The 21009-nt window shown below is 46.1% G+C and carries 14 protein-coding genes; 5 read left to right on the top strand and 9 right to left on the bottom strand.

Annotated features, from left to right (window positions below; genetic code table 11):
- Window positions 1–286: 286 nt before the first annotated feature.
- Window positions 287–775 carry a GNAT family N-acetyltransferase gene (locus MJ770_RS05200; protein WP_239250543.1) on the bottom strand — a complete coding sequence of 163 codons (489 nt, stop codon included), beginning with the start codon at window positions 773–775 and terminating at the stop codon, window positions 287–289.
- 917 nt (window positions 776–1692) lie between these two features.
- A complete protein-coding gene (clpB, locus tag MJ770_RS05195) occupies window positions 1693–4272 on the bottom strand; it encodes an ATP-dependent chaperone ClpB (RefSeq protein WP_239250542.1) in 2580 nt (859 codons plus the stop codon).
- Window positions 4273–5113: 841 nt separating this feature from the next.
- Here clpB and MJ770_RS05190 point away from each other — a divergent pair.
- Window positions 5114–6457: an AAA family ATPase gene (locus MJ770_RS05190; protein WP_239250541.1), complete on the top strand. Its 1344-nt coding sequence runs from the start codon at window positions 5114–5116 to the stop codon at window positions 6455–6457.
- Between the two features lie 129 nt (window positions 6458–6586).
- Here MJ770_RS05190 and rho read toward each other — a convergent pair whose 3' ends face one another.
- The gene (gene rho / locus MJ770_RS05185) at window positions 6587–7843 is read right to left on the bottom strand and encodes a transcription termination factor Rho (RefSeq protein ID WP_239250540.1); all 1257 of its coding nucleotides are present in this window, start codon (window positions 7841–7843) and stop codon (window positions 6587–6589) included.
- A 158-nt stretch (window positions 7844–8001) separates the two neighbouring features.
- On the bottom strand, window positions 8002–8337 hold the full coding sequence (gene trxA, locus MJ770_RS05180) for a thioredoxin TrxA (RefSeq protein WP_239250539.1): 336 nt from the start codon (window positions 8335–8337) through the stop codon (window positions 8002–8004).
- A gap of 567 nt (window positions 8338–8904) precedes the next feature.
- On the opposite strand from trxA, the gene MJ770_RS05175 reads away from it, so the two are divergent.
- Window positions 8905–9396 (top strand): Lcl C-terminal domain-containing protein, encoded by a 492-nt coding sequence (locus tag MJ770_RS05175; RefSeq protein WP_239250538.1) that lies wholly within the window; start codon window positions 8905–8907, stop codon window positions 9394–9396.
- Window positions 9397–9898: 502 nt separating this feature from the next.
- On the opposite strand, the gene rfbD is transcribed toward MJ770_RS05175, so the two are convergent.
- The 4 genes from rfbD to MJ770_RS05155 all read right to left on the bottom strand — a co-directional run bounded on the left by rfbD (window position 9899) and on the right by MJ770_RS05155 (window position 14646).
- Complete coding sequence (gene rfbD / locus MJ770_RS05170) at window positions 9899–10813, bottom strand: dTDP-4-dehydrorhamnose reductase (RefSeq protein ID WP_239250537.1); 915 nt, start codon at window positions 10811–10813, stop codon at window positions 9899–9901.
- Window positions 10814–11011: 198 nt separating this feature from the next.
- Window positions 11012–12469, bottom strand: coding sequence for a TrkH family potassium uptake protein (locus MJ770_RS05165; protein ID WP_239250536.1), 1458 nt, complete (start codon window positions 12467–12469; stop codon window positions 11012–11014).
- On the bottom strand, window positions 12469–13842 hold the full coding sequence (gene trkA / locus MJ770_RS05160; protein ID WP_239250535.1) for a Trk system potassium transporter TrkA: 1374 nt from the start codon (window positions 13840–13842) through the stop codon (window positions 12469–12471). The genes MJ770_RS05165 and trkA overlap by 1 nt, the downstream gene beginning before the upstream one ends.
- A 249-nt stretch (window positions 13843–14091) precedes the next feature.
- Window positions 14092–14646, bottom strand: coding sequence for a thioredoxin family protein (locus MJ770_RS05155; protein WP_239250534.1), 555 nt, complete (start codon window positions 14644–14646; stop codon window positions 14092–14094).
- 840 nt (window positions 14647–15486) lie between these two features.
- On the opposite strand from MJ770_RS05155, the gene MJ770_RS05150 reads away from it, so the two are divergent.
- Window positions 15487–16578 carry a porin gene (locus MJ770_RS05150; protein WP_239250533.1) on the top strand — a complete coding sequence of 364 codons (1092 nt, stop codon included), beginning with the start codon at window positions 15487–15489 and terminating at the stop codon, window positions 16576–16578.
- A gap of 267 nt (window positions 16579–16845) precedes the next feature.
- On the opposite strand, the gene trpC is transcribed toward MJ770_RS05150, so the two are convergent.
- Window positions 16846–17637, bottom strand: a complete 792-nt coding sequence (gene trpC, locus MJ770_RS05145) for an indole-3-glycerol phosphate synthase TrpC (protein ID WP_239250532.1) — start codon at window positions 17635–17637, stop codon at window positions 16846–16848.
- Between the two features lie 144 nt (window positions 17638–17781).
- Between trpC and MJ770_RS05140 the strand changes: the two genes are divergently transcribed.
- On the top strand, window positions 17782–19041 hold the full coding sequence (locus MJ770_RS05140) for a glutamate-5-semialdehyde dehydrogenase (RefSeq protein WP_239250531.1): 1260 nt from the start codon (window positions 17782–17784) through the stop codon (window positions 19039–19041).
- 67 nt (window positions 19042–19108) lie between these two features.
- Entirely contained in the window at window positions 19109–20968 is a 1860-nt protein-coding gene (gene lpdA, locus MJ770_RS05135) for a dihydrolipoyl dehydrogenase (protein WP_239250530.1), read from the top strand.
- Window positions 20969–21009: the final 41 nt, after the last annotated feature.

Here is a 21009-nt window from a genome sequence, read left to right as displayed (position 1 = left end):
CCCCACCCTTTGGCAAGACTTTACTGTCAGATTAAGTCTGAACTACTACATTTTACGACAGCACAGACAAAAGCATTCTTCGTGGCGTTTTCAGCAGCGTGACCAAGCTGAAAGCTGCTATCAAAGAATATCGCAGTGCATAACGCCAAACGAAAGCTGTTTATCTAGACTATAAAGGCCAGCGACATCCTCACTAAGATTGACACGCTCGTGCCACTTTTAAAGTGTACAAATCTTAATGTTTAAACTACATTAGTTGCCGAGCTAGTGGATTCTGGAATGCTTATTATTTTGTGTTCAAACAGAAGCGGGTCCCTAGCTTTAGTTCTTCGTATATCCGGTAATCTGTTTCAATCATGCCAAGAGCTTTATATGTATTTTGGGCAAGAATATTTTCTTTTTCCACATAAAGGCGAAACCCGCAAACATTTGGATTGTTTTTTGCAGACTCTTTAATAAAATTATAAAGCTTTGTATAAGCCCCTTTTCGACGCTCATTTGGCTCGATGTAAACACTTTGAACCCACCAAAAAATACCATTTCGCCAATCGCTCCATTCCGTAGTTACCATTAGTGATCCAATAACTTCATCGTCATTTTCTGCAACCACATAAAACCCAAGGCTGGGATTATTTAAAAGATTATTTACGCCCTTTGATATTACTTCCGGTGTTAATTCCTTCAGTTCCGTTTCTAAAGCCATGGCTCGATTAAATTTAGTTATAACTAAAGCATCACGACTTTCAGCAAAGCGAATCAGTAGTTCTTTAGACATCTTATTAATTATTTTAATTTTAAATCATTGTGTTAGAGAGTTATGGCTCTTAAACATCCGAATGTTCAGTTTTGTTCGCTGAGTATTTTGCACAAGCATTCACGCACCATGACTGCCATTTTTAAACACGCCTCCCCCACTTTTACACACTATGAACCTACTCGCTACAGCTTGGCGAAAAAATTCAAGGGCACCTCCTAAATTCCAATCATCATCACAATACCGCGTTACTCTAAAAAATTATCACTTACATATGACATATACGATGCGTTCAATTTTTTTACTCTCGCCTTGCCTTACCTAGCACCAGGGTAAGCATGCAAGCTGCTACTCGCAATAATGATAAAGGTGCTCTCAAGTTATACGTCAGCATAGCCGACGTTTGCTTAGGTCGCGTAGTAGTAAGCTACTGGATAACAATACCGGGCTGAGCGACTGGGCAAAGCCGGTGCCGAGAAGCCTATCACTTCCAAGCAAAAACGCATACGTCAACGGGAGACCAAAATCTGCCAACTGCGCACTGACAATAAATTATTTAAAAAAGTATCGGCTTTTTTTCGCCCGCAAACTGCTAAGATCTTACAAAAAAAAATCTAATAGATTTTTTAGATAAGAATATCAGCATCCTTCAGGCGATTTTCGACCTTGGCTCGATTACCTCGCAACTTTCTTGATAACTGCTGGAGTTTACAAACAACCCTTAGAGCTGGACTTCAATCCGCTAGCTGTCGGCTGTTACGGTGAACGATCAGACTCAATTTATTTCAATGATAGCTGACGTAAAATCCGACCTCATCTATTTCTATATAGAACAATTGACTGGAGAGCTCGCGGCGAGCAAAACGCACACCGAGGATAGAGTGACGGGAAGAAAATCGCCCTCCCCTTCATCTATTCTGCGGTATTTCTATATGATTTTAATCTTTATCAAACTTCATCACCCCATTCAAGCAATGAATTTTAATAGTATCTTTAGCGGCGAAACGGCCTTCCAGAAGATGTTTGGCGAGCGGATTCTCCAGTTGTGACTGGATTGCACGTTTAAGTGGGCGGGCACCATAAGTAGGGTCGAATCCAACAGTGGCAATTTCCGCCAGAGCCGCATCAGTAATTTCCAGTTTCATATCCATTGCAGCTAAACGGCTTTCCAAATAACCCAACTGAATACGTGCGATAGCCTTGATATTTTTTTCATCCAGGGCATGGAACACAACCACTTCGTCAATACGGTTAATAAATTCAGGACGGAAATAACTCTTTACCTCGCCCATCACTGCCAGTTTGATTACTTGGTAATCATCACCAGATAACTGTTGGATCATTTGGCTGCCAAGGTTCGAGGTCATCACAACCACTGTATTCTTGAAATCTACTGTACGCCCCTGTCCGTCTGTCATGCGGCCATCATCCAGCACTTGCAGAAGCACGTTGAACACATCCGGGTGCGCTTTCTCCACTTCGTCCAACAATATGACGGAATACGGTTTGCGCCGAACGGCCTCGGTGAGCCCGCCGCCCTCTTCATAACCGACATAGCCTGGCGGCGCACCAATCAGGCGCGACACGGAATGCTTTTCCATATATTCACTCATGTCGATGCGGATGAGATGATCTTCAGAATCGAACAAAAATCCAGCCAACGCCTTACATAATTCGGTTTTACCCACCCCAGTAGGCCCTAAAAACAGAAAAGACCCGTATGGACGGTTAGGGTCCCCTAGCCCAGAACGCGAGCGACGGATTGCGTCCGACACCAAGCGTACCGCCTCGTCCTGTCCGACCACGCGCTCGTGCAACTTGGTTTCCATCTGCAGCAGTTTGTCACGCTCGCCTTCCATCATTTTGGAAACAGGAATGCCAGTAGCGCGACTTACTACTTCTGCAATTTCCTCCGCGCCAACGTGCGTGCGTAGCAGACGGTTCTGGGGCTTAGTTGCCTCAACCTGGTTCGCTTCTTTCAATTTCGCTTCGAGTTGTGGGAGCTTGCCATATTGCAACTCGGCTACTTTTTCCAATTTACCTTCGCGTTGCAACCGAATGATTTCGGCACGTGTGCGTTCGATTTCTTCCTTTACCTGTGCTGTGCCATGTGCCGAGCCTTTCTCCGACTTCCATATTTCTTCCAGGTCGGCATATTCACGCGACAGCTTTTCAATCTCGTCTTCAATAAGCTGCATACGTTTTTTCGACGCCTCATCTTTTTCCTTCTTCACTGCTTCGCGTTCAATTTTTAATTGAATCAGGCGCCGGTCAAGTTTGTCCATCACTTCCGGCTTGGAATCAATTTCCATCTTGATGCGCGCGGCAGCTTCGTCTATCAGATCAATTGCCTTATCCGGCAAAAAACGGTCGGTAATATAACGGTGCGACAATTCTGCTGCTGCCACAATAGCGGGATCGGTAATCTCCACACCGTGGTGCAACTCATATTTTTCCTGTAAGCCGCGCAGGATAGCAATGGTTGCTTCCACTGTCGGCTCATCCACCAGCACCTTTTGGAAACGACGCTCTAGCGCACCATCTTTCTCAATGTATTTGCGATATTCATCTAGCGTAGTGGCGCCGATGCAATGCAACTCGCCGCGCGCCAGCGCTGGCTTCAGCATGTTGCCCGCATCCATTGCACCTTCAGCCTTACCCGCACCGACCATTGTATGCAGTTCATCAATAAATACGATGATGCGCCCTTCTTCCAAGGCTAATTCTTTCAGTACAGATTTCAAACGTTCTTCGAATTCGCCGCGATATTTTGCTCCTGCCAATAGCGCAGCCATATCAAGCGATAAGACGCGTTTACCCTTCAGAGATTCGGGCACTTCTTCGTTGACAATACGCTGCGCTAATCCCTCCACGATAGCGGTCTTACCTACGCCTGGCTCACCAATCAAAACCGGGTTATTCTTGGTGCGACGTTGCAGAACTTGAATAGCTCGACGGATTTCATCATCACGTCCGATCACTGGATCCAGCTTGCCTTGACGCGCACGCTCGGTCAGGTCCATAGTGTACTTTTTTAGTGCCTCACGCTGACCCTCAGCTTCTTGGCTACCTACGTTTTGCCCACCACGCACCGCATTGATAGCTTGCTCCAACGCCGCACGAGCCACACCCTGCTGCTTAAATAGACGCCCGCATTCACCTTTGTCTTCCGTTAGAGCTAACAAAAACATTTCTGAGGCAATGAATTGGTCACCGCGAATTTGTGCTTGCTTGTCGGCGATGTTTAACAAGCTGGCGAGATCGCGCCCAACCTGCACTTCGCCGCCGTGCCCTTCCACCTTGGTCAAATGCTCCACACTTTGTGTCAATCTCTCTTTTAAGAGAACTACATTTCCACCGGCACGCGCAAGTAGTGAAGCCGCACCGCTATCGGCATCATTGAGCAATGCCAGCAGCAAATGCTGCGGTTCAATAAATTGATTGTCACTACCCACAGCCAAACTTTGCGCATCAGACAGCGCCTGTTGCAACTTAGTCGTAAATTTGTCGAATCTCATTATGGCTCCTCCATAGAAATGGTTAGTTAGTAGATTGGGCAGATGGTTGAAATTTCAAGTATCCTAAAGCCATATTCGATCCAATTAATTCACTTACAGTTACTCAAGAGTACCTCAAAAAATCCAACATTTCTAATGACTGGAGCGCACCACATATCACGCAACATAGACGATTGTTTCTCATTTTTTTCTTCATTCTCCACGTTGCGACACGTCTTTCTCCCCTCTACAGCTTTCAGCAGGCACAAAACCCGGTCAAAGCTTCAATGCTTGTTTCGAATCAAATACGCCGCATGTTTAATGTGTAGCGGTCAAATAATTACGGGCGCCTCGATAGACAGTTTTGCTGCGAGCTGTATTTCGCAAACTGTTGGCGTTAAATTTCCCAAGGCAGCGTACCGTCGTGTGTATTGTATAGAACCCCACAATTTACTTCGTCACGTTTTTATTGTGGCCTCGACCTGTATGCAATATCAACCCAACCGTTGTTCACCACTGCCTGATCGCCATCTGCAACGCTTGACAGATTAATACTGCTGGAACCGCGGCTCACCTAGCCCAATGATCTTGCGTGAATACAAGCCCATCCCGCTGCAAAATACAGCCAACCAGTTTTGGCGCGAGGTACGTGATATCTGAAATCCAATAGATAGTCAGTGTATTTTTAAAGGCACCCTTAAGATTACATTTTTCTGTAAATCCATATGTTAAAAAGCATACCCGTCCAATCTTTCCATCCATCTTGGCACGCAATCTGACTTCACCTTGACTGGGCAATCCTCTTTAGTCTAGAATATTTTTTGTTTTTCCATTAGCCCTAGTCCGGTTCGGAAAGCTAGCAATGAACGGGCGAGTGCTGTCGGCTCATAGCCAACCGACAGCTCACGTGCATGGCATCTTGCTGAATGACTACAACATCGTGCAGGCCATCGCCACAAGGAGAAAACAATCAATGGATAACTTCCAGATATATGAATTTACGCCGTTGAGGCTGACCATAGACCGCATTGGTCCATTCCAGACTGAGCAAGAAGAAATAAGCTTCACCGATAACAATGGGGAGTCATGCAATTTTTTTATGCTTCATTCCAAAAATGGCCGAGGCAAGACAACGATACTGGAACTGTTTCCGGCCTTAGTGGGAATGACAGGCTTTACCAAGATACAAGATTTAGCCGCAGCTCATAATCGCCGCGTCGATTCACCTTTTAACCTAGAAAGCTTGGATCACGGCCCGGGACGAGCACAATTGGATTTTCGTATTCACTATAGTGACAATGGCCATGAACGAGTTGCTGTACTATCCCTGCTTGCTGGTAAGCTGGCGGTTGAAGAAAACTTGAGCCAGTGGGACGAAGAAGCATTGAGCAAAGTGCGTGCGCAGCAATGGCATTGCTTTGGTTTTTGTCGCGATGAAGCGGAAACTTGGTCAACAATTGGCCTGCATGACAAATGGATTTCAAACTTTATTTCAGGTATTGATGCAGCCACAGGTGAAAAAATTGGTGGCTTTGAAGAAAGTATGCTGGACTGGCCCACAGTCATTTATTTCTCGGCCTATCGTAATATTGTTCAAGTTAATCCGGATCAGCATCGCGCCATTATTCCACCTATAGACTGGAATTATGCACCTTCATATTCTTTTGGCACAGAAACCGGCGATTGGCGTGACTCGCTCGACAACCTGTTGGTTTGGTTGAAGTGGCTTGATGACGGACGTTTTGATCGTGCGCTTAAATTAGTTAATGAGCGAGTTTTTGCAGATACCATTACCGCAATCAAGGATGTTCGTAAAGATCCGCATGAGGTTGAAATTGTACGCAACGGGAATGTGCATCGACTTGACTCACTCAGCAACGGGGAAAAAAGTTTGGTGCAGTTGTTTGTGCGAATCGGCGCATATATGACGCGCAACACAATTTTGGTAATCGACGAACCTGAAGCTCATTTGCACGAAGACAGGCAACAACGACTTCTTACTCAGCTTAAAAAAATGGCGCAGGAACAGTTTCCTGGATTGACAATTATTTTGGCTACCCATTCATCAAAAATGATGGCTACTTTTGCATTGGAGCGGGAAGAAGATAATCTACGCAAAGGCTGTAATCTATTTGACACCGTAGACGTAAAAGCAAACTTCCCTCGGCCCAAGGAGAGAATATTCAGTAGACCTGAAGAACGCTGATCGGATAAGTAAGCGAGCTCAGCTGTAGTATCGGGAAGTAAAGTTGCAAGCTATAGTAAAACTGCCATATTTCTGCAGGATTAATATAGCTTGCACCTTATAAACATGAGGACTGAATCTTTTGTGACCTTAGCGGCGCATTGAATCAAAGAAATCCGCGTTGTTCTTAGCCGCTTTAATTTTATCCAGCAGAAATTCCATTGACTCCAATTCATCCATTGGATAGAGCAGTTTGCGAAGCACCCAGATTTTGGGCAAGATATCCGATTTAATCAGCAACTCTTCCCTGCGTGTACCGGAACGATTAATGTTAATAGCTGGGTAGATGCGTTTCTCTGCCATGCGTCGGTCAAGATGAATTTCCATATTGCCCGTACCCTTGAATTCTTCGTAAATCACATCATCCATACGAGAACCGGTATCCACTAGTGCCGTGGCAATAATGGTAAGTGAACCGCCTTCTTCGACGTTACGGGCCGCCCCGAAAAAACGTTTAGGGCGTTGCAGGGCATTAGCATCAACACCGCCAGTAAGCACTTTGCCGGAAGATGGAACAACTGTGTTGTAGGCACGCGCCAGCCGCGTAATGGAATCCAGAAGAATAACTACATCTTTCTTATGTTCAACTAGGCGCTTAGCTTTTTCGAGCACCATTTCGGCGACTTGGACATGGCGTGTAGCAGGCTCATCAAAAGTAGATGCAACAACTTCACCGCGCACGCTGCGACTCATTTCAGTGACTTCTTCAGGACGTTCGTCGATAAGCAGAACAATCAGATGTGCATCCGGGTTGTTTGCCGCAATGGAGTGAGCAATGTGCTGCAACATCACGGTTTTGCCAGACTTGGGCGAAGCTACCAGCAACCCACGCTGCCCTCTACCGATTGGAGCGACAATATCAATAATGCGACCCGTAATATTTTCTTCGGCCCGGATGTCTCGTTCCAGTGTCATTTGCTTAGTTGGGAACAATGGTGTCAGGTTTTCGAAAAGTATCTTGTTTTTTGTATTTTCCGGAGCCTCGGAATTAACCTTGTCCACCTTTACTAAGGCGACGTAACGCTCCCCTTCTTTGGGGGTGCGAATCTCTCCTTCGATCGAATCTCCAGTATGTAGATTGAAACGACGGATCTGACTCGGGCTAACATAGATGTCATCTGGACCCGCCAAGTAGGAAATATCTGGTGAGCGCAGAAAGCCAAATCCGTCGGGCAATACTTCCAGTGTACCTTCGCCGAAAATACTCTCGCCCTTTTTTGCCTGGTTTTTTAACAAAGCAAAAATCAGGTCTTGCTTACGCATGCGGTTAGCGTTGTCGATCCGGTTAGTTGTAGCCATGCCCACCAGCTCAGTAATGTGTTTGGTCTTGAGGTCAGATAAATGCATATAATAGAGATGGATGATATTACGAAGTTGAAGGAACCTGCTCAGGGAGGTATTACAGTTTGCGCGCGGATGCCGCTTGATTAACTATCTTGAGTATCAGGGTTTGTGAGTATGGTGCAGCAGGATCTGTCAGCAATTAGTATTACTGACAGAACACTTTAAATGATTTCAATATGGCTGTCAATAAATTCGGTGAGCTGCGATTTAGATAACGCGCCGACCTTAGTTTCTGTGATATTTCCGTTCTTGAACAGCATTAGTGTAGGAATACCGCGAACTGCATATTTCTGTGGCGTTTGCTGGTTTTCATCTACATTCATTTTAGCTACAGTCATGCGTCCGGCATATTCCTTGGCGATCTCTTCCAGAATAGGAGCAATACTGCGGCATGGGCCACACCACTCTGCCCAGTAGTCTACCAGTACTGGTAGTGGTGCTTGCAGTACATCGGCGTCAAAGGTTGAGTCGGTAACATAACGGATGTGCTCACTCATAATTAATCTCGCTTTATAATTTAGAAGTTAAAGATACTACTGATTTAGTGTGAAGCTGAGTGAAGATGCACTACAGAGGTTATAGAGTACATCCTAACTAAAAAAAAGGAATATGTGAAGTGCTTGCGGATATTTTGTGCATGGTTACAATCCATCGCATACCAATCCGTTCACACCCAAGGTGGTTATCCACAGCCTGTATCCCGTTGCTTCTCAGTTATGCAGTACTTGGTATGTAGCGATTACCTTCATGTGGCAGGCGGTGATGAAATAACTGACCGGTGAGAAACCCAAGAATTTGCGAACAGAGCCTCCCACTATTCATGACAACCTCCGCGAAAAAACCAGAAGACCACGAGAACCGCAATTGGCCGTTCAAACCAGAGACGCCATTCTATTGACATTGCTCGAAATTTCACTTCAATCATGGCATCTAGCTATTCACACTTTCATTTAAACGGATACTACTGATCAAAATTAAATATAATAAGGAATTATTTTCAATATTTTTATATAGTCAGAGTAGGATGTACAAGTCTATTTTTAAATAACGTCAGGAGCATAACCATGAAAACCGTTAATCCCCTGCCGCTGGCAGACATAGAGGCTTCGCCAGACAACCCAGATACGCAAACCCAGACGCGATATGTAATTTCAACGGACGGTAATGAAGTCACTGACAACACTACCGGTCTCATTTGGCGGCGGTACGCAGAAGGCATGAAGATCATAAACAATGTCTGCAGTGGAAACGCAACCGCGTTTAATTCGGATCAGGCACAAAGTTGGGCTAAAAATGAAGCCTTAACTAGTGGCAAACCATGGCGCCTCCCTAGCCTGAAAGAGCTGTCGAGCATTGTGGACTCCAGCCGCTGTAACCCAGCGATTGATACAGTCGCCTTTCCGGAAACGCCAGGCTCTCCTTTTTGGTCGGCTCCGCCTGCGGCGGGTGAGCCTTCTTACGCTTGGGGAGTCAATTTCGATTATGGCTACGTGGATTACGGCTCTGAGCATAACAGTGCTGGCTATCGGGTACGCTTAGTGCGCACCCGTGAATAATTTAGCATTTTTTTGATTTGGGCATTCAAGGAAAATCAGTCAACCCTGCCTTTGAATACGCACTCTATGGCTCTTTGTATCCAAAGACTGATTTCGCCACTGTTGTTTAATTTCGGGATTATTGCCGTTAATTCCACTTGGTCATCAGGGCACCACTAAAAACTCAGTTTTCTAGCAGCCTGTCGGACTTAAAGAGACGTAGCGAAAATTTAACTCAGCACGGGTAGATTTGTGACGATGCTTCAGAGTAATAGTTTTCTATTGCCCAAATATAGCAGCGAAATATACACTGCTCAGCTCACTTTGCAGCCGATTACCTTAAGTCCGACAGGGCTGTTAAGCAAGTCAAGGCACGAGAATACAACTTGAACGCGGCATATAACCAAGTTATATGTAAACGATAAATTTTTGAGTAGCGTCGTACTGTAACAAAACGGGGCAAACAGGCAGGATGCGAAACGGCTGCTCGATAAGTTGAATTTTTTGAGGCGCCCGTTAATGCTTAAACCGTAATAATTTTACCCAAGACAATCGCCATATCTTGGTGCCAATCTGGAAGAGCCAGACCAAATGTTTTCCGCAACTTCTCACTATCAAGCTTGGAGTTGGACGGGCGTGGCGCTGGTAATGGATAGTCGATACTGGAGATTGCTTCAATTGCAGTCGATTTTAAACGTAATTTAATTCCTATCTTTTCAGCATAAGCAATGACGTATTTGGCATAATCGTACCAAGTTGTTTCACCAGCAGCCACCAAATGATAGATGCCGTAGGGAAAGCTTTCTCGGTTCACTTCATTCCAATACTGGATAGCAACCTGGGCGGTAACATCCGCAATTAAATGTGCCGATGTCGGCGCACCATACTGATCAGCTATTACACTCAGCGATTCGCGCTCTTTAGCAAGCCTAAGAATCGTCTTGGCGAAATTTCCACCATGCGCGCCGAATACCCAACTGGTTCGGAATATCAAATTGCGGCAACCAGCCGCTGTAATTCCGCTTTCGCCCGCAAGTTTGCTTTTACCATAAACCGATTGAGGGTTTGGGACATCATCTTCTAGATACCACCCGGGTTGCATGCCATCAAAGACATAGTCAGTCGAATAATGCACGAACAGCGCGCCTACAGAGGCAGCTTCTTCTGCGAGCACACTGGGTACAGAGGCATTAATCAGATAAGCAATTTGTGGTTCGCTTTCGGCTTTATCTACTGCGGTGTATGCCGAAGCATTCACAATAATATCGGGCCGCAGTTGTCGCACAATTTCTCTTATCCGCGATAAATTAGACAAATCGCAATCTTGTCGACCAAAAGCATGCACCAAACCAAACTGCGACAATGTTTTTTGCACCTCGAAGCCAACTTGGCCATTTTTGCCAAATAGCAAAACAGCAGGTTTCTGCAATATCATCATTAGCCCTTGCTATTCAGTAATACATTAACAAAATTATAAACTATGAATTTCTAAGACAAGCTGCAAAACAGTTCCTTTTCATGGCTACGGAAACACTGCCCATAACATATGACGATGTGGCATGGATCTTTACCTTGTTAACGAACTATAGCTTCATAATTTTGCTTGTTACCCACACAGAGTTTATGAAACACCAAGTTATCGTTGCCAAAATTGCGGGGTAAAAATAATCAGCACGGTAATTATTTCCAAGCGTCCGATCAGCATGGCAAGGGTACATACCCAAGTCTGAAAATCATTCAATATCCCATAGTTGCTTGCTGGACCCAATATCCCCAATGCAGGGCCAACATTGTTAATACAGGCAACTATCCCAGAAAAAGCAGATAAAAAGTCCAACCCACTTATCACCAAAGCAAAAGTCAATGCGACTATGCTCATAAAATACAGAAAGATAAAGCCCAGCACCGAGAATACTATATTGTCAGGCACTACGCGGCCGCCAATTTTTAACGGGTTTACTGCGGCCGGGTGTAATAGTTTGATAAGTTCACGTCCCGCCTGCTTTATTAAAATGAGCGTGCGAATCATTTTAATACCGCTGCCAGTAGAGCCCGAACTGGCGCAAATACAACTTAAAAACAGCATCCACAGCGGTGCAAACATGGGCCAAAGGCTGTAATCTGTGCTGGAAAAACCACAATTAGCTGCGATTGACACCAAGTTAAAACTCGCATATCTCAGCGCTGTCCATAAATTCGGATAAATATCCTGCCACCATAAAAATGTACCAATAACAAAACAGCTTACTACTAGCATGATTGCAGTACCGAGGCTCTCAGTATCAAGCAGATAAAGTTTCAGGTTTTTTTTTCGCCATACCAGAAAATGTGTCGCAAAATTCATTGCTGCCAGCAGCATGAATACGGTCATTACGAGTTCAATAGTGGAAGAATTAAAATATCCCACGCTAGCGTCATGCGTAGAAAAACCGCCCAATCCTACCGTAGTGAATGCATGACAGATAGCATCTAGCCAAGACATTCCTGCTAAGTGTAGCGATATGATGCAAACCACCGTAATGCAGAGATATACCAGCCACAAATTACGAGCCGTTTCTGCAATGCGCGGAGCAAGGGCGGCATCCTTCATCGGACCTGGCATTTCTGCCTTATATAATTGACGACCACCAACGCCCAGCAGGGGCAATATCGCCACCACCAACACGATAATACCCATGCCACCCAGCCAGCTTAGTTCGTGCCGCCACAAGTTAATGGCGGGTGGCAAAGCATCCAAGCCAGTCAACACGGTTGCGCCCGTGGTTGTCATGCCAGACATCGTTTCAAAATAGGCATCGGTGAAAGACAGACCATTGATCAGTAGTAATAACGGCAAAGTCGCAAAAGCTGGCATCGCCGTCCACATCATTACCACCAGAAAATATCCGTGCCGTATAGAGAGCTCACCTTTGTTATGGCGTGTGAGCAGCCACATCAGACAGCCCACCGCAAGAGTCATTACCATCGCCAAAGTAAAGTCTATCAATGTACCGTCTTGATAAATCAGCGATGTGCCAATAGGCAAGATATACGTGACACTGAACATGATTAACATCATGCCAAGCGCGTGAATAACGGTCAGCGAGCGTTGCATTAAAAGAACCCCAGGCCGACCTGGAATAATTTTTCAACCTTACTGATCATTTTTTTATTGATCACGAATACGATGACATGATCGTCCGCCTCAATAACCGTGTCATGGTGCCCCATGATCACCTGTTCTTCGCGCACGATCGTGCCGATAGTAGCCCCCTTGGGCAATTCAATCTCATCAATGCGTCGTCCTACAACTTTAGACGAATGTCGTTCGCCATGTACCACCATCTCTAACGCTTCAGCCGCTCCGCGCCTAAGCGCATGCACCACTGCCACGTCACCCTGTCGCACGTAGGCAAGCAACGAACCGATCGTAACTTGGGCTGGTGATAATGCAACATCTATCTTTCCGCCCTGTACCAAATCAACGTATGAACTGCGCTTAATCAATGCGAGCACTTTACGTGCACTCCATTTTTTGGCTAGTAACGCGGACATAATATTGTTTTCATCATCATTTGTCAGAGAACAGAATACATCCACATCTGCAACATGTTCGGATGCCAGCAGATTTTCATCAGTCCCATCGCCACACAGCACCAGCGTATGAGTCAATTCTCCTGCCAAGCACTCACATGCTTTCTTATTGTGCTCAATAAGCTTAACCTGATAGTCGCGCTCTAATGCTCGCGCCAGCCTACGCCCGATATTGCCGCCGCCAACAATCATTACCCGTTTGGCTGGTTTATCCATATGCCGCCACTCTTTCAACACCGTGCGAATATTCTCGGTTGCAGCAATAAAAAAAACCTCGTCGCCTGCCTTAATCACCGTACCGCCTTCTGGAATAATTGGCCTATCTTGACGAAAAATTGCCGCGACCCGGGTATCAACATTGGGCATATGGGTGCGAAGGTAACGCAATTCCCGCCCTACCAGAGGTCCATCTTCAAACGCCTTGACCGCCACCAGAGACACCCGGCCGCCAGCGAACTCCAGCACTTGCAGGGCTTCTGGAAACTCAATCAACTTGTATATGTAATCAGTGAGTATCTGTTCCGGGCAAATGGAAAAATCGACACAAAAATTATCAGCACTAAATATTTCGGGATGTTCCAGATAATTTGCGGCGCGAATACGCGCAATCTTGGTCGGGGTGTTATACAGACTGGCGGCGAGCTTGCAGGCCACCATGTTAACCTCATCACTTTGTGTAACTGCTAACAACATATCAACATCTGCAATGCCAGCCTGCTCCAGTACAGAAGGGTGTGAAGCATTTCCCACCAGCGTGCGTAGATCAAAGCGGTCGTGTAGCAGACGCAGTTTTTCCGCGTCAGTATCAACTATGGTTATATCGTTATTCTCTCCAACCAAGCTCTCCGCCACTGTTGAGCCAACTTGCCCGGCTCCGAGTATCAATATCTGCACGCCAATCGCCTTTCATGATGTTCAACTTTTTTGTAACCGCCTGACGGATATTGAGCATGATGCGTTAACTAGCATAAAACAAACAGGCTGATGCGGTTCACATTCGGATTTGCTGCTGAAAAACATGGCCTCTATCGCCTCAGTACAAATAACTCAGCCGCAAAAGTCCTAAAGTTTATGAGCCCCTGCGCAAGTATAGCGAAGCTCCATTCAGCGGAATGAGTTTTGATTTATGTTTCGATTTTCCATTTATGCGTTTTTCCATTTAATGGAGCAGCCCATGCTGGGGATCTGCTCTAGCGGTCCCTTGCCAGTTTGAGCCACTTGCACCATGGCATCGAATAAATCACGTGGCACATCCGGCACCGCCTCCTTGCGCGATGCATCCAGCCGACCACGGTATTGCAATTCCAGTTGAGCATTAAACCCGAAAAAATCTGGCGTACATACTGCTCCATAATCCTTAGCAACTTGCTGTGTCTCGTCCCAAACATAAGGAAATGGATAAGCGAATTCCTCAGACATTCTCTGCATATTCTCGAAAGAGTCTTCCGCATATTCAGCAGAATCATTCGACATGATGGCAATGCTGTTAATGCCATGTTGCAGCAGTTCGCGTGTATCCCGCACTATGCGTTCACGGATGGATTTTACATAGGGGCAATGGTTGCAAATAAACATCACCAACAGACCATTCTTGCCGCATGCATTTTCCGGGGTGTAACGCTTCCCATCCACACCCCGCAAGTTAAATTCATGAGCCATCCAGCCGAAATCGCAAACAGGCGGTTGTAAACTCACCATTAAATCTCTCCTTAAAAAACAATTTTCAGGGGCGTTTTTAAATCCCGAGCGAAAAAACGCAATTAGTAAAGTATTGTATGATTCTGTCTAGAATAACTAAAATTCTCGGGGTGCAAGCCCATATAAAAATTCACTGAATTATTTGATTAAACATGAATATTCTCAACACCATAGAGATATAGAGTTATAGGAATGAGTGTCTGACAAACGCCCAAAACAAAACAGAATACTATCGATGAATAATGGCACAAAACCGATAGAACTTCCATAATTGAAGGCAACCGCACTTTATGGACAAAGTCTACTGTCAAGTTTTTACATAAAAACAACGACTTTGCAGATGCACGCCAAAAATCATGGCGAGCGCCGCATCAACCGATTACACCGATCGATTGTGCCAAGTCTTTTGGGCTGTAGCTCTGGGTGCGCTGAACGAACTGAAATTGCTGATACGAGTTGTGTCTTCTGAAATAATAAATGTGATCGATCGTTTATATATACAGCGATTCTTCTTGTAAGCGCAGCCACTTGACATCAGGCCGACGCAGAAGGAAGTCTAGCAATGCAAGCCTCATCAAGTATATTGCTGAGTTCAAATGAACTTTGAAAAGCTAGGTTTAATGATGAATTCATTCAACGCTGAAAGTAACTTTTGCAAATCATGGCCACTTACGTTAACTACAGAGGATTTTTTGATTACCTTTATGTTGCAATAATACAACAAGCACCTTGCTTATCTCTAAACCTCTCTGTCAAAATGCTGCCTGACTTCTCACAAGTGGATTAAATTTGAGAGGTTTTCCCGGAAAACCAATTTAGTAAATCAAGGAGAACATTGAAATGAACATGAATAAGAGTTTGATTGCTCTAGCCGTCGCGGGCGTATTTGCGACCTCAGCAGCAATGGCAGACGTTAGCATATACGGTCAAGCCAACGTATCCTATGACGTCATAGATAATGATGGGAACAGGGATAGTCAAGGGGTCGCTTCTAATGCATCACGCTTCGGATTGAAGGGTTCAGAAGACTTAGGTAGCGGCTTATCCGCAATTTGGCAAATAGAAAGCCAAATCGCGATTGGAGCAGGGAACGGTCAAACGCAGAACAGTCGCTCTGCAACACGTCTGGCCCAACGTGATACCTTCGCTGGATTGAGAAGTGACACTGCAGGTACTTTAAGACTAGGTCGTTTCGATACACCCTATAAGTTAGCTACCCGCGGCATGGACATGTTCCATAACACCATTGCTGATAACCGTAGCTTGATGGGTAACGGTCACGATGCTCGTACTAGCAACACCGTTGGTTTCAATAGCTTGAATTATTCCGGCTTCAGTGTGGCAGGTTCTTATTTTGGTGATCAAGGTGGTACAGCACCTGGGCAGAATTCCCCAGCAGGACTAAATCCAGGTAACAGCCTCAATCACACAAATGAAGGTGCATCGGTTGCTGCAATGTACGATGCTGGTCCAATTTATGCAACTGTAGCCTATCAAAGCATGAGCAATGAGCTGAGCAATGGTTCATTCAATACATCAGCATGGAAAGGTGGTCTTGGATACTCTAATACCCTGTTCGCGTTAAATGGTGCTCTTGAAAATATCAGGAATTCCAATGGCCCTGGCAGCTCCACGGCCTATTATCTATCTGCCAAGTATAACGTTACTGCAGATGATGCACTTAAATTAGCATTTGCCGATGTAAGTGGTAGTGCTGGTAAAGCCAATAAAACTGGCGCTCAGCAATATACAGTTGGTTTTGACCATAGAATGACCAAACAGACTACACTTTATGCGTTGTACACTCGTTTGAGAAATGATAGAAACTCAAATTACCAACTTGGCTTTAACAGTGCTAGCTCTTCCACTAGCGTTGCTGCTTTGGGTAACGATCCTTCTGCATTCTCAGTGGGTATGAAACACGCGTTCTAAATTATAATCTTCGAAAGAGGATTATATAGTTGGATCATGAACGGGCACCTTAAGGTGCCCGTTTTTCTATTGATGAGATGCTGGCGATATACATCAATATCGGCATCTAAAAACTATCCACACTGACCATTTGTTAAGCCAGTGACTTGTTCGTAACGCCTCTACTGACCGTGAGCGCAAGCTCGTCAGCACCAAAACATCTGTTAGCTGACTATTCCAACAAAGATGCGAAAGTAGAATCAGGAGATAATGGCGTGCGCACAAGCATCACAACGCAAACAGCCCTGCTAATGCAACGCCTGGCTCAGCAGCCCGCATGAATGCCTCACCCACCAAAAAAGCATTGACGTGATTGCTGCGCATCAGCTGTACATCTTCTGTTCGAAGAATACCGCTTTCAGTTACCACTATACGTTCTTGTGGAATGCGCGGCAATAAATCCAGCGTAGTTTGCAGCTTCACCTCAAAAGTACGCAGGTTGCGGTTGTTTATGCCGATGAGCGGGGTAGTAAGTTGCAATGCCTGATCCAATTCCGCTTTATTATGCACCTCTACCAGCACGCTTAGCCCTAAACTGTGCGCCAAAGCCTCAAACTCTTGCATCTGAGCCAAGCTCAATGCTGCCGCAATCAGTAAGATACAGTCTGCGCCTAACGTTCGAGCCTGATAAATTTGGTAGGTGTCCACCATAAAATCCTTGCGGAGCACTGGGATTGAACAAGCGGCCCGCGCTTGTTGCAAATAGTCGGCACTGCCCTGAAAAAATTGCGCATCGGTTAACACGGACAAGCAGGCCGCGCCGTTACTTGCATAACTGGTCGCAATTTCCGCAGGACGGAAATCTGCGCGTAACACGCCTTTACTGGGACTGGCTTTTTTAATTTCGGCTATCACTGCGGGCTGACCTGCAGTCAATTTACTGCGAATGGCTCCGACAAAATCACGAGTGGGTAAGGCTTGTTCCGCTTCGGCGCGCACAGTTCCCCATGACCAATTACCTTTATCGGCAGCAACTTCTTGCGCCTTAACAGTAAGAATTTTTTGTAGAATGTCAGACATGTCAGACTCCTGATAAACAAGGTGCGCATTTTAACTTAAGTGCAATGGTAAAATGCTCGAAAATGGGATGGCCATGCAGACAATAATGATGAGTATCGCTGCGCTTTGTTCGTATACGAACTCCGCTTGAATGACGAGGTAGAAATGGATGACATAAAAACATACATGCAACAGGTTGGGCATGAGGCACGCGCCGCGTCACGCATTATGGCGCAAACTGGTACTGCGGCAAAAAATTGTGCTCTTGAAAAAATTGCTGCTGCTATCTTGAGTAGCACCGCACAACTTGTTACGGCGAACGCCAAGGATACCGCTGCTGCACATGTAAACGGGCTAGATGCGGCCTCCATCGACCGTCTCACCCTAACTGAAAAAACCGTTCTCAGTATGGCGGAAGGTCTATTACAGATAGCTGCCTTGCCTGATCTCATTGGCGAGATTAGCGACTTGAAATATCGTCCTTCCGGCATCCAGGTCGGTAAAATGCGCGTGCCGCTTGGCGTCATCGGCATCATTTATGAATCGCGCCCTAATGTGACAGCTGATGCCGCAGGGCTGTGTTTGAAATCTGGCAATGCTGCCATTTTACGCGGTGGCTCCGAGGCGATTCATTCCAACCAGGCAATTGCGGCATGCGTACAGCAAGGGCTGCGTGAAGCTGGCTTGCCAGAGAATGTGGTGCAGGTGATCAACACCACTGACCGCGCAGCAGTAGGCGAACTCATTACCATGCAGGAATATGTGGACGTGATCGTGCCGCGTGGTGGGAAAAGCCTAATTGCACGCATCTCGAAAGACGCTCGTGTGCCGGTTATAAAACATTTGGACGGCGTCTGTCATGTATATATCGACGACGAGGCTGATTTAGATAAAGCCTTCCGTATCGCCGACAACTCAAAAACTCAGCGTTATGGGGTGTGCAATGCCATGGAAACATTATTGGTGGCAGCCAGTGTAGCAGCACAAGTGCTGCCTCAATTATGTAAAACATATATAGGCAAGGGTGTTGAGCTGCGTGGTGACGAGGCCGCTTGTAAATTAGTTGCTCAAATGGCAATTGCGACAGAAGAAGATTGGCGCACTGAATATCTTGCGCCTATTTTGAGCGTTCGAGTAGTGGCCGGACTGGATGATGCTATTGCCCATATAAACAACTACGGATCACAGCACACCGACAGCATCGTGACTGAAAATTACACCAAGGCGATGCGTTTTTTACGCGAAGTAGATTCAAGTTCGGTGATGGTGAACGCTTCAACTCGCTTTGCCGACGGCTTTGAATATGGGTTAGGCGCAGAAATCGGCATCTCCACTGACAAAATTCACGCGCGCGGCCCGGTAGGGTTAGAAGGATTAACCTCACAGAAGTTTGTTGTGATGGGCAGCGGACAGATAAGAAGTTAGCAGATACATTTCTCACCAAAAGATTAAGTGAAAATTCACTTGCCTGAAATGAACGCGAAAGAAAATTATGAAACAAACCCTCGCAGTTAACGTGCCGGATATTGGTGACTTTAAGGATGTAGCTATTATCGAGGTAATGGTAAACATTGGCGAAACCGTGACAGCTGAACAATCACTGATTACTTTGGAAACCGACAAAGCGACGGTGGATATACCTTCCCCCGCTGCAGGGATTGTAAAGGAATTAAAGATCAAGATTGGTGACAAGGTCAACCAAGGCGAATTGATTTTAATATTGGAAACAGAGTCGGCAATGGAAGGGGAAGAGCCAATCTCTTCGCCTGCTCAATCCACTTCAGTTGATTCCTCCCCTCCCATGTCAGAAGAAGCGCCAACTTCCTCGCCTGACACAGAAAGAGAGGAGGTAGAGGTAACGACATCTGTGCCACCAGGTATATCTACTTCACCTTCAACGCCTGAATCTCCTATCCCAGCTTCTCCTGCATTTGGGAAAGGCGACCTTCACGCTGAAATAGTTGTCTTGGGTGCCGGTCCCGGTGGCTATACCGCAGCTTTCCGCGCTGCGGATCTGGGCAAACAGGTCATACTAATTGAGCGCGACTCCAAACTTGGTGGAGTTTGCCTTAATGTAGGTTGCATTCCGTCGAAGGCGCTGCTGCATGTCGCCAAAACTATCACTGAAGCAGATGAAATTTCGCAACACGGTGTCACTTTTGGTAAACCCACAATTGATATTAATAAAATTCGCAGCTGGAAGGAAAGAATTGTCGCCAAGCTAACCGGCGGCTTAGCCGCATTATCCAGGCAGCGAAAAGTACAAGTAGTTTACGGTGCGGCGAAATTCAGCTCGCCTAACAGCATCACAGTGGAAACCACCGACGGCAGCAAAACCATCACGTTTGATAATGCCATTATCGCAGCGGGCTCCAGCGTGACGCGCATTTCTGGCTTTCCGTACGATGATCCTCGTTTAATAGATTCCACCGGTGCATTGCTGTTGCAGGATATTCCTGAGCGTATGTTGATTATTGGCGGAGGCATCATCGGCTTGGAGATGGGCACGGTCTATGACGCGCTAGGATCCAAAATCTCTGTGGTCGAGTTGGCCGATGGGCTGATTCCTGGTGCTGACCGCGATCTTGTGCGCCCATTGCATAAGCGCATCGAAAAACGTTACGAAGCAATTTACTTGAAGACCAAGGTCACCAAAATTGAGGCAAGGGCGGAAGGGTTGAATATCACCTTTGAAGGTGACAATGCACCACAGTCACAACTATATGACCGTGTGCTGCTCGCCGTGGGACGTCGTCCAAACGGACACGAAATTAACGCAGAAGCAGCAGGTGTCGTAGTCAATGAGCGAGGCTTTATCCCAGTAGATAAGCAACAACGCAGCAATGTGCCGCATATCTATGCTATCGGCGACATAGTTGGCGATCCCATGCTGGCACACAAAGCAACACATGAAGGCAAAGTGGCTGCGGAAGTTATTGCCGGGCATAAAGCCAGCTTCGACGCGCTCACTATTCCGTCTGTGGCTTATACCGATCCAGAAATTTCCTGGATGGGTCTGACCGAAACGCAGGCCAAAGCACAGGACATCACCTATGAGAAGGCCGCTTTCCCGTGGGCAGCGAGTGGCCGTGCATTGTCGATGGGACGTGGAGAAGGGCTTACCAAGCTGCTGTATGACCCGCAAACAAAACGTATTCTCGGTGCAGGCATCGTGGGCAGCAACGCAGGTGAATTGATCGCTGAAACAGTGCTTGCACTAGAAATGGGTGCGGACATGGAAGACATCGGCCTGACTATCCACCCGCACCCCACGCTGTCGGAAACTGTCGGCTTTGCAGCGGAAATTGCCGAAGGTAGTATTACTGACCTATACATGCCGCGCAAAACATAAGGACACCCTAAAAAACTAGAAACGCCCATCAGATTAACGAT

It is taken from the genome of Candidatus Nitrotoga sp. M5 (genome assembly GCF_927904885.1).
Lineage (GTDB): Bacteria > Pseudomonadota > Gammaproteobacteria > Burkholderiales > Gallionellaceae > Nitrotoga.
This window is presented reverse-complemented; position numbering and strand designations above follow the sequence as displayed.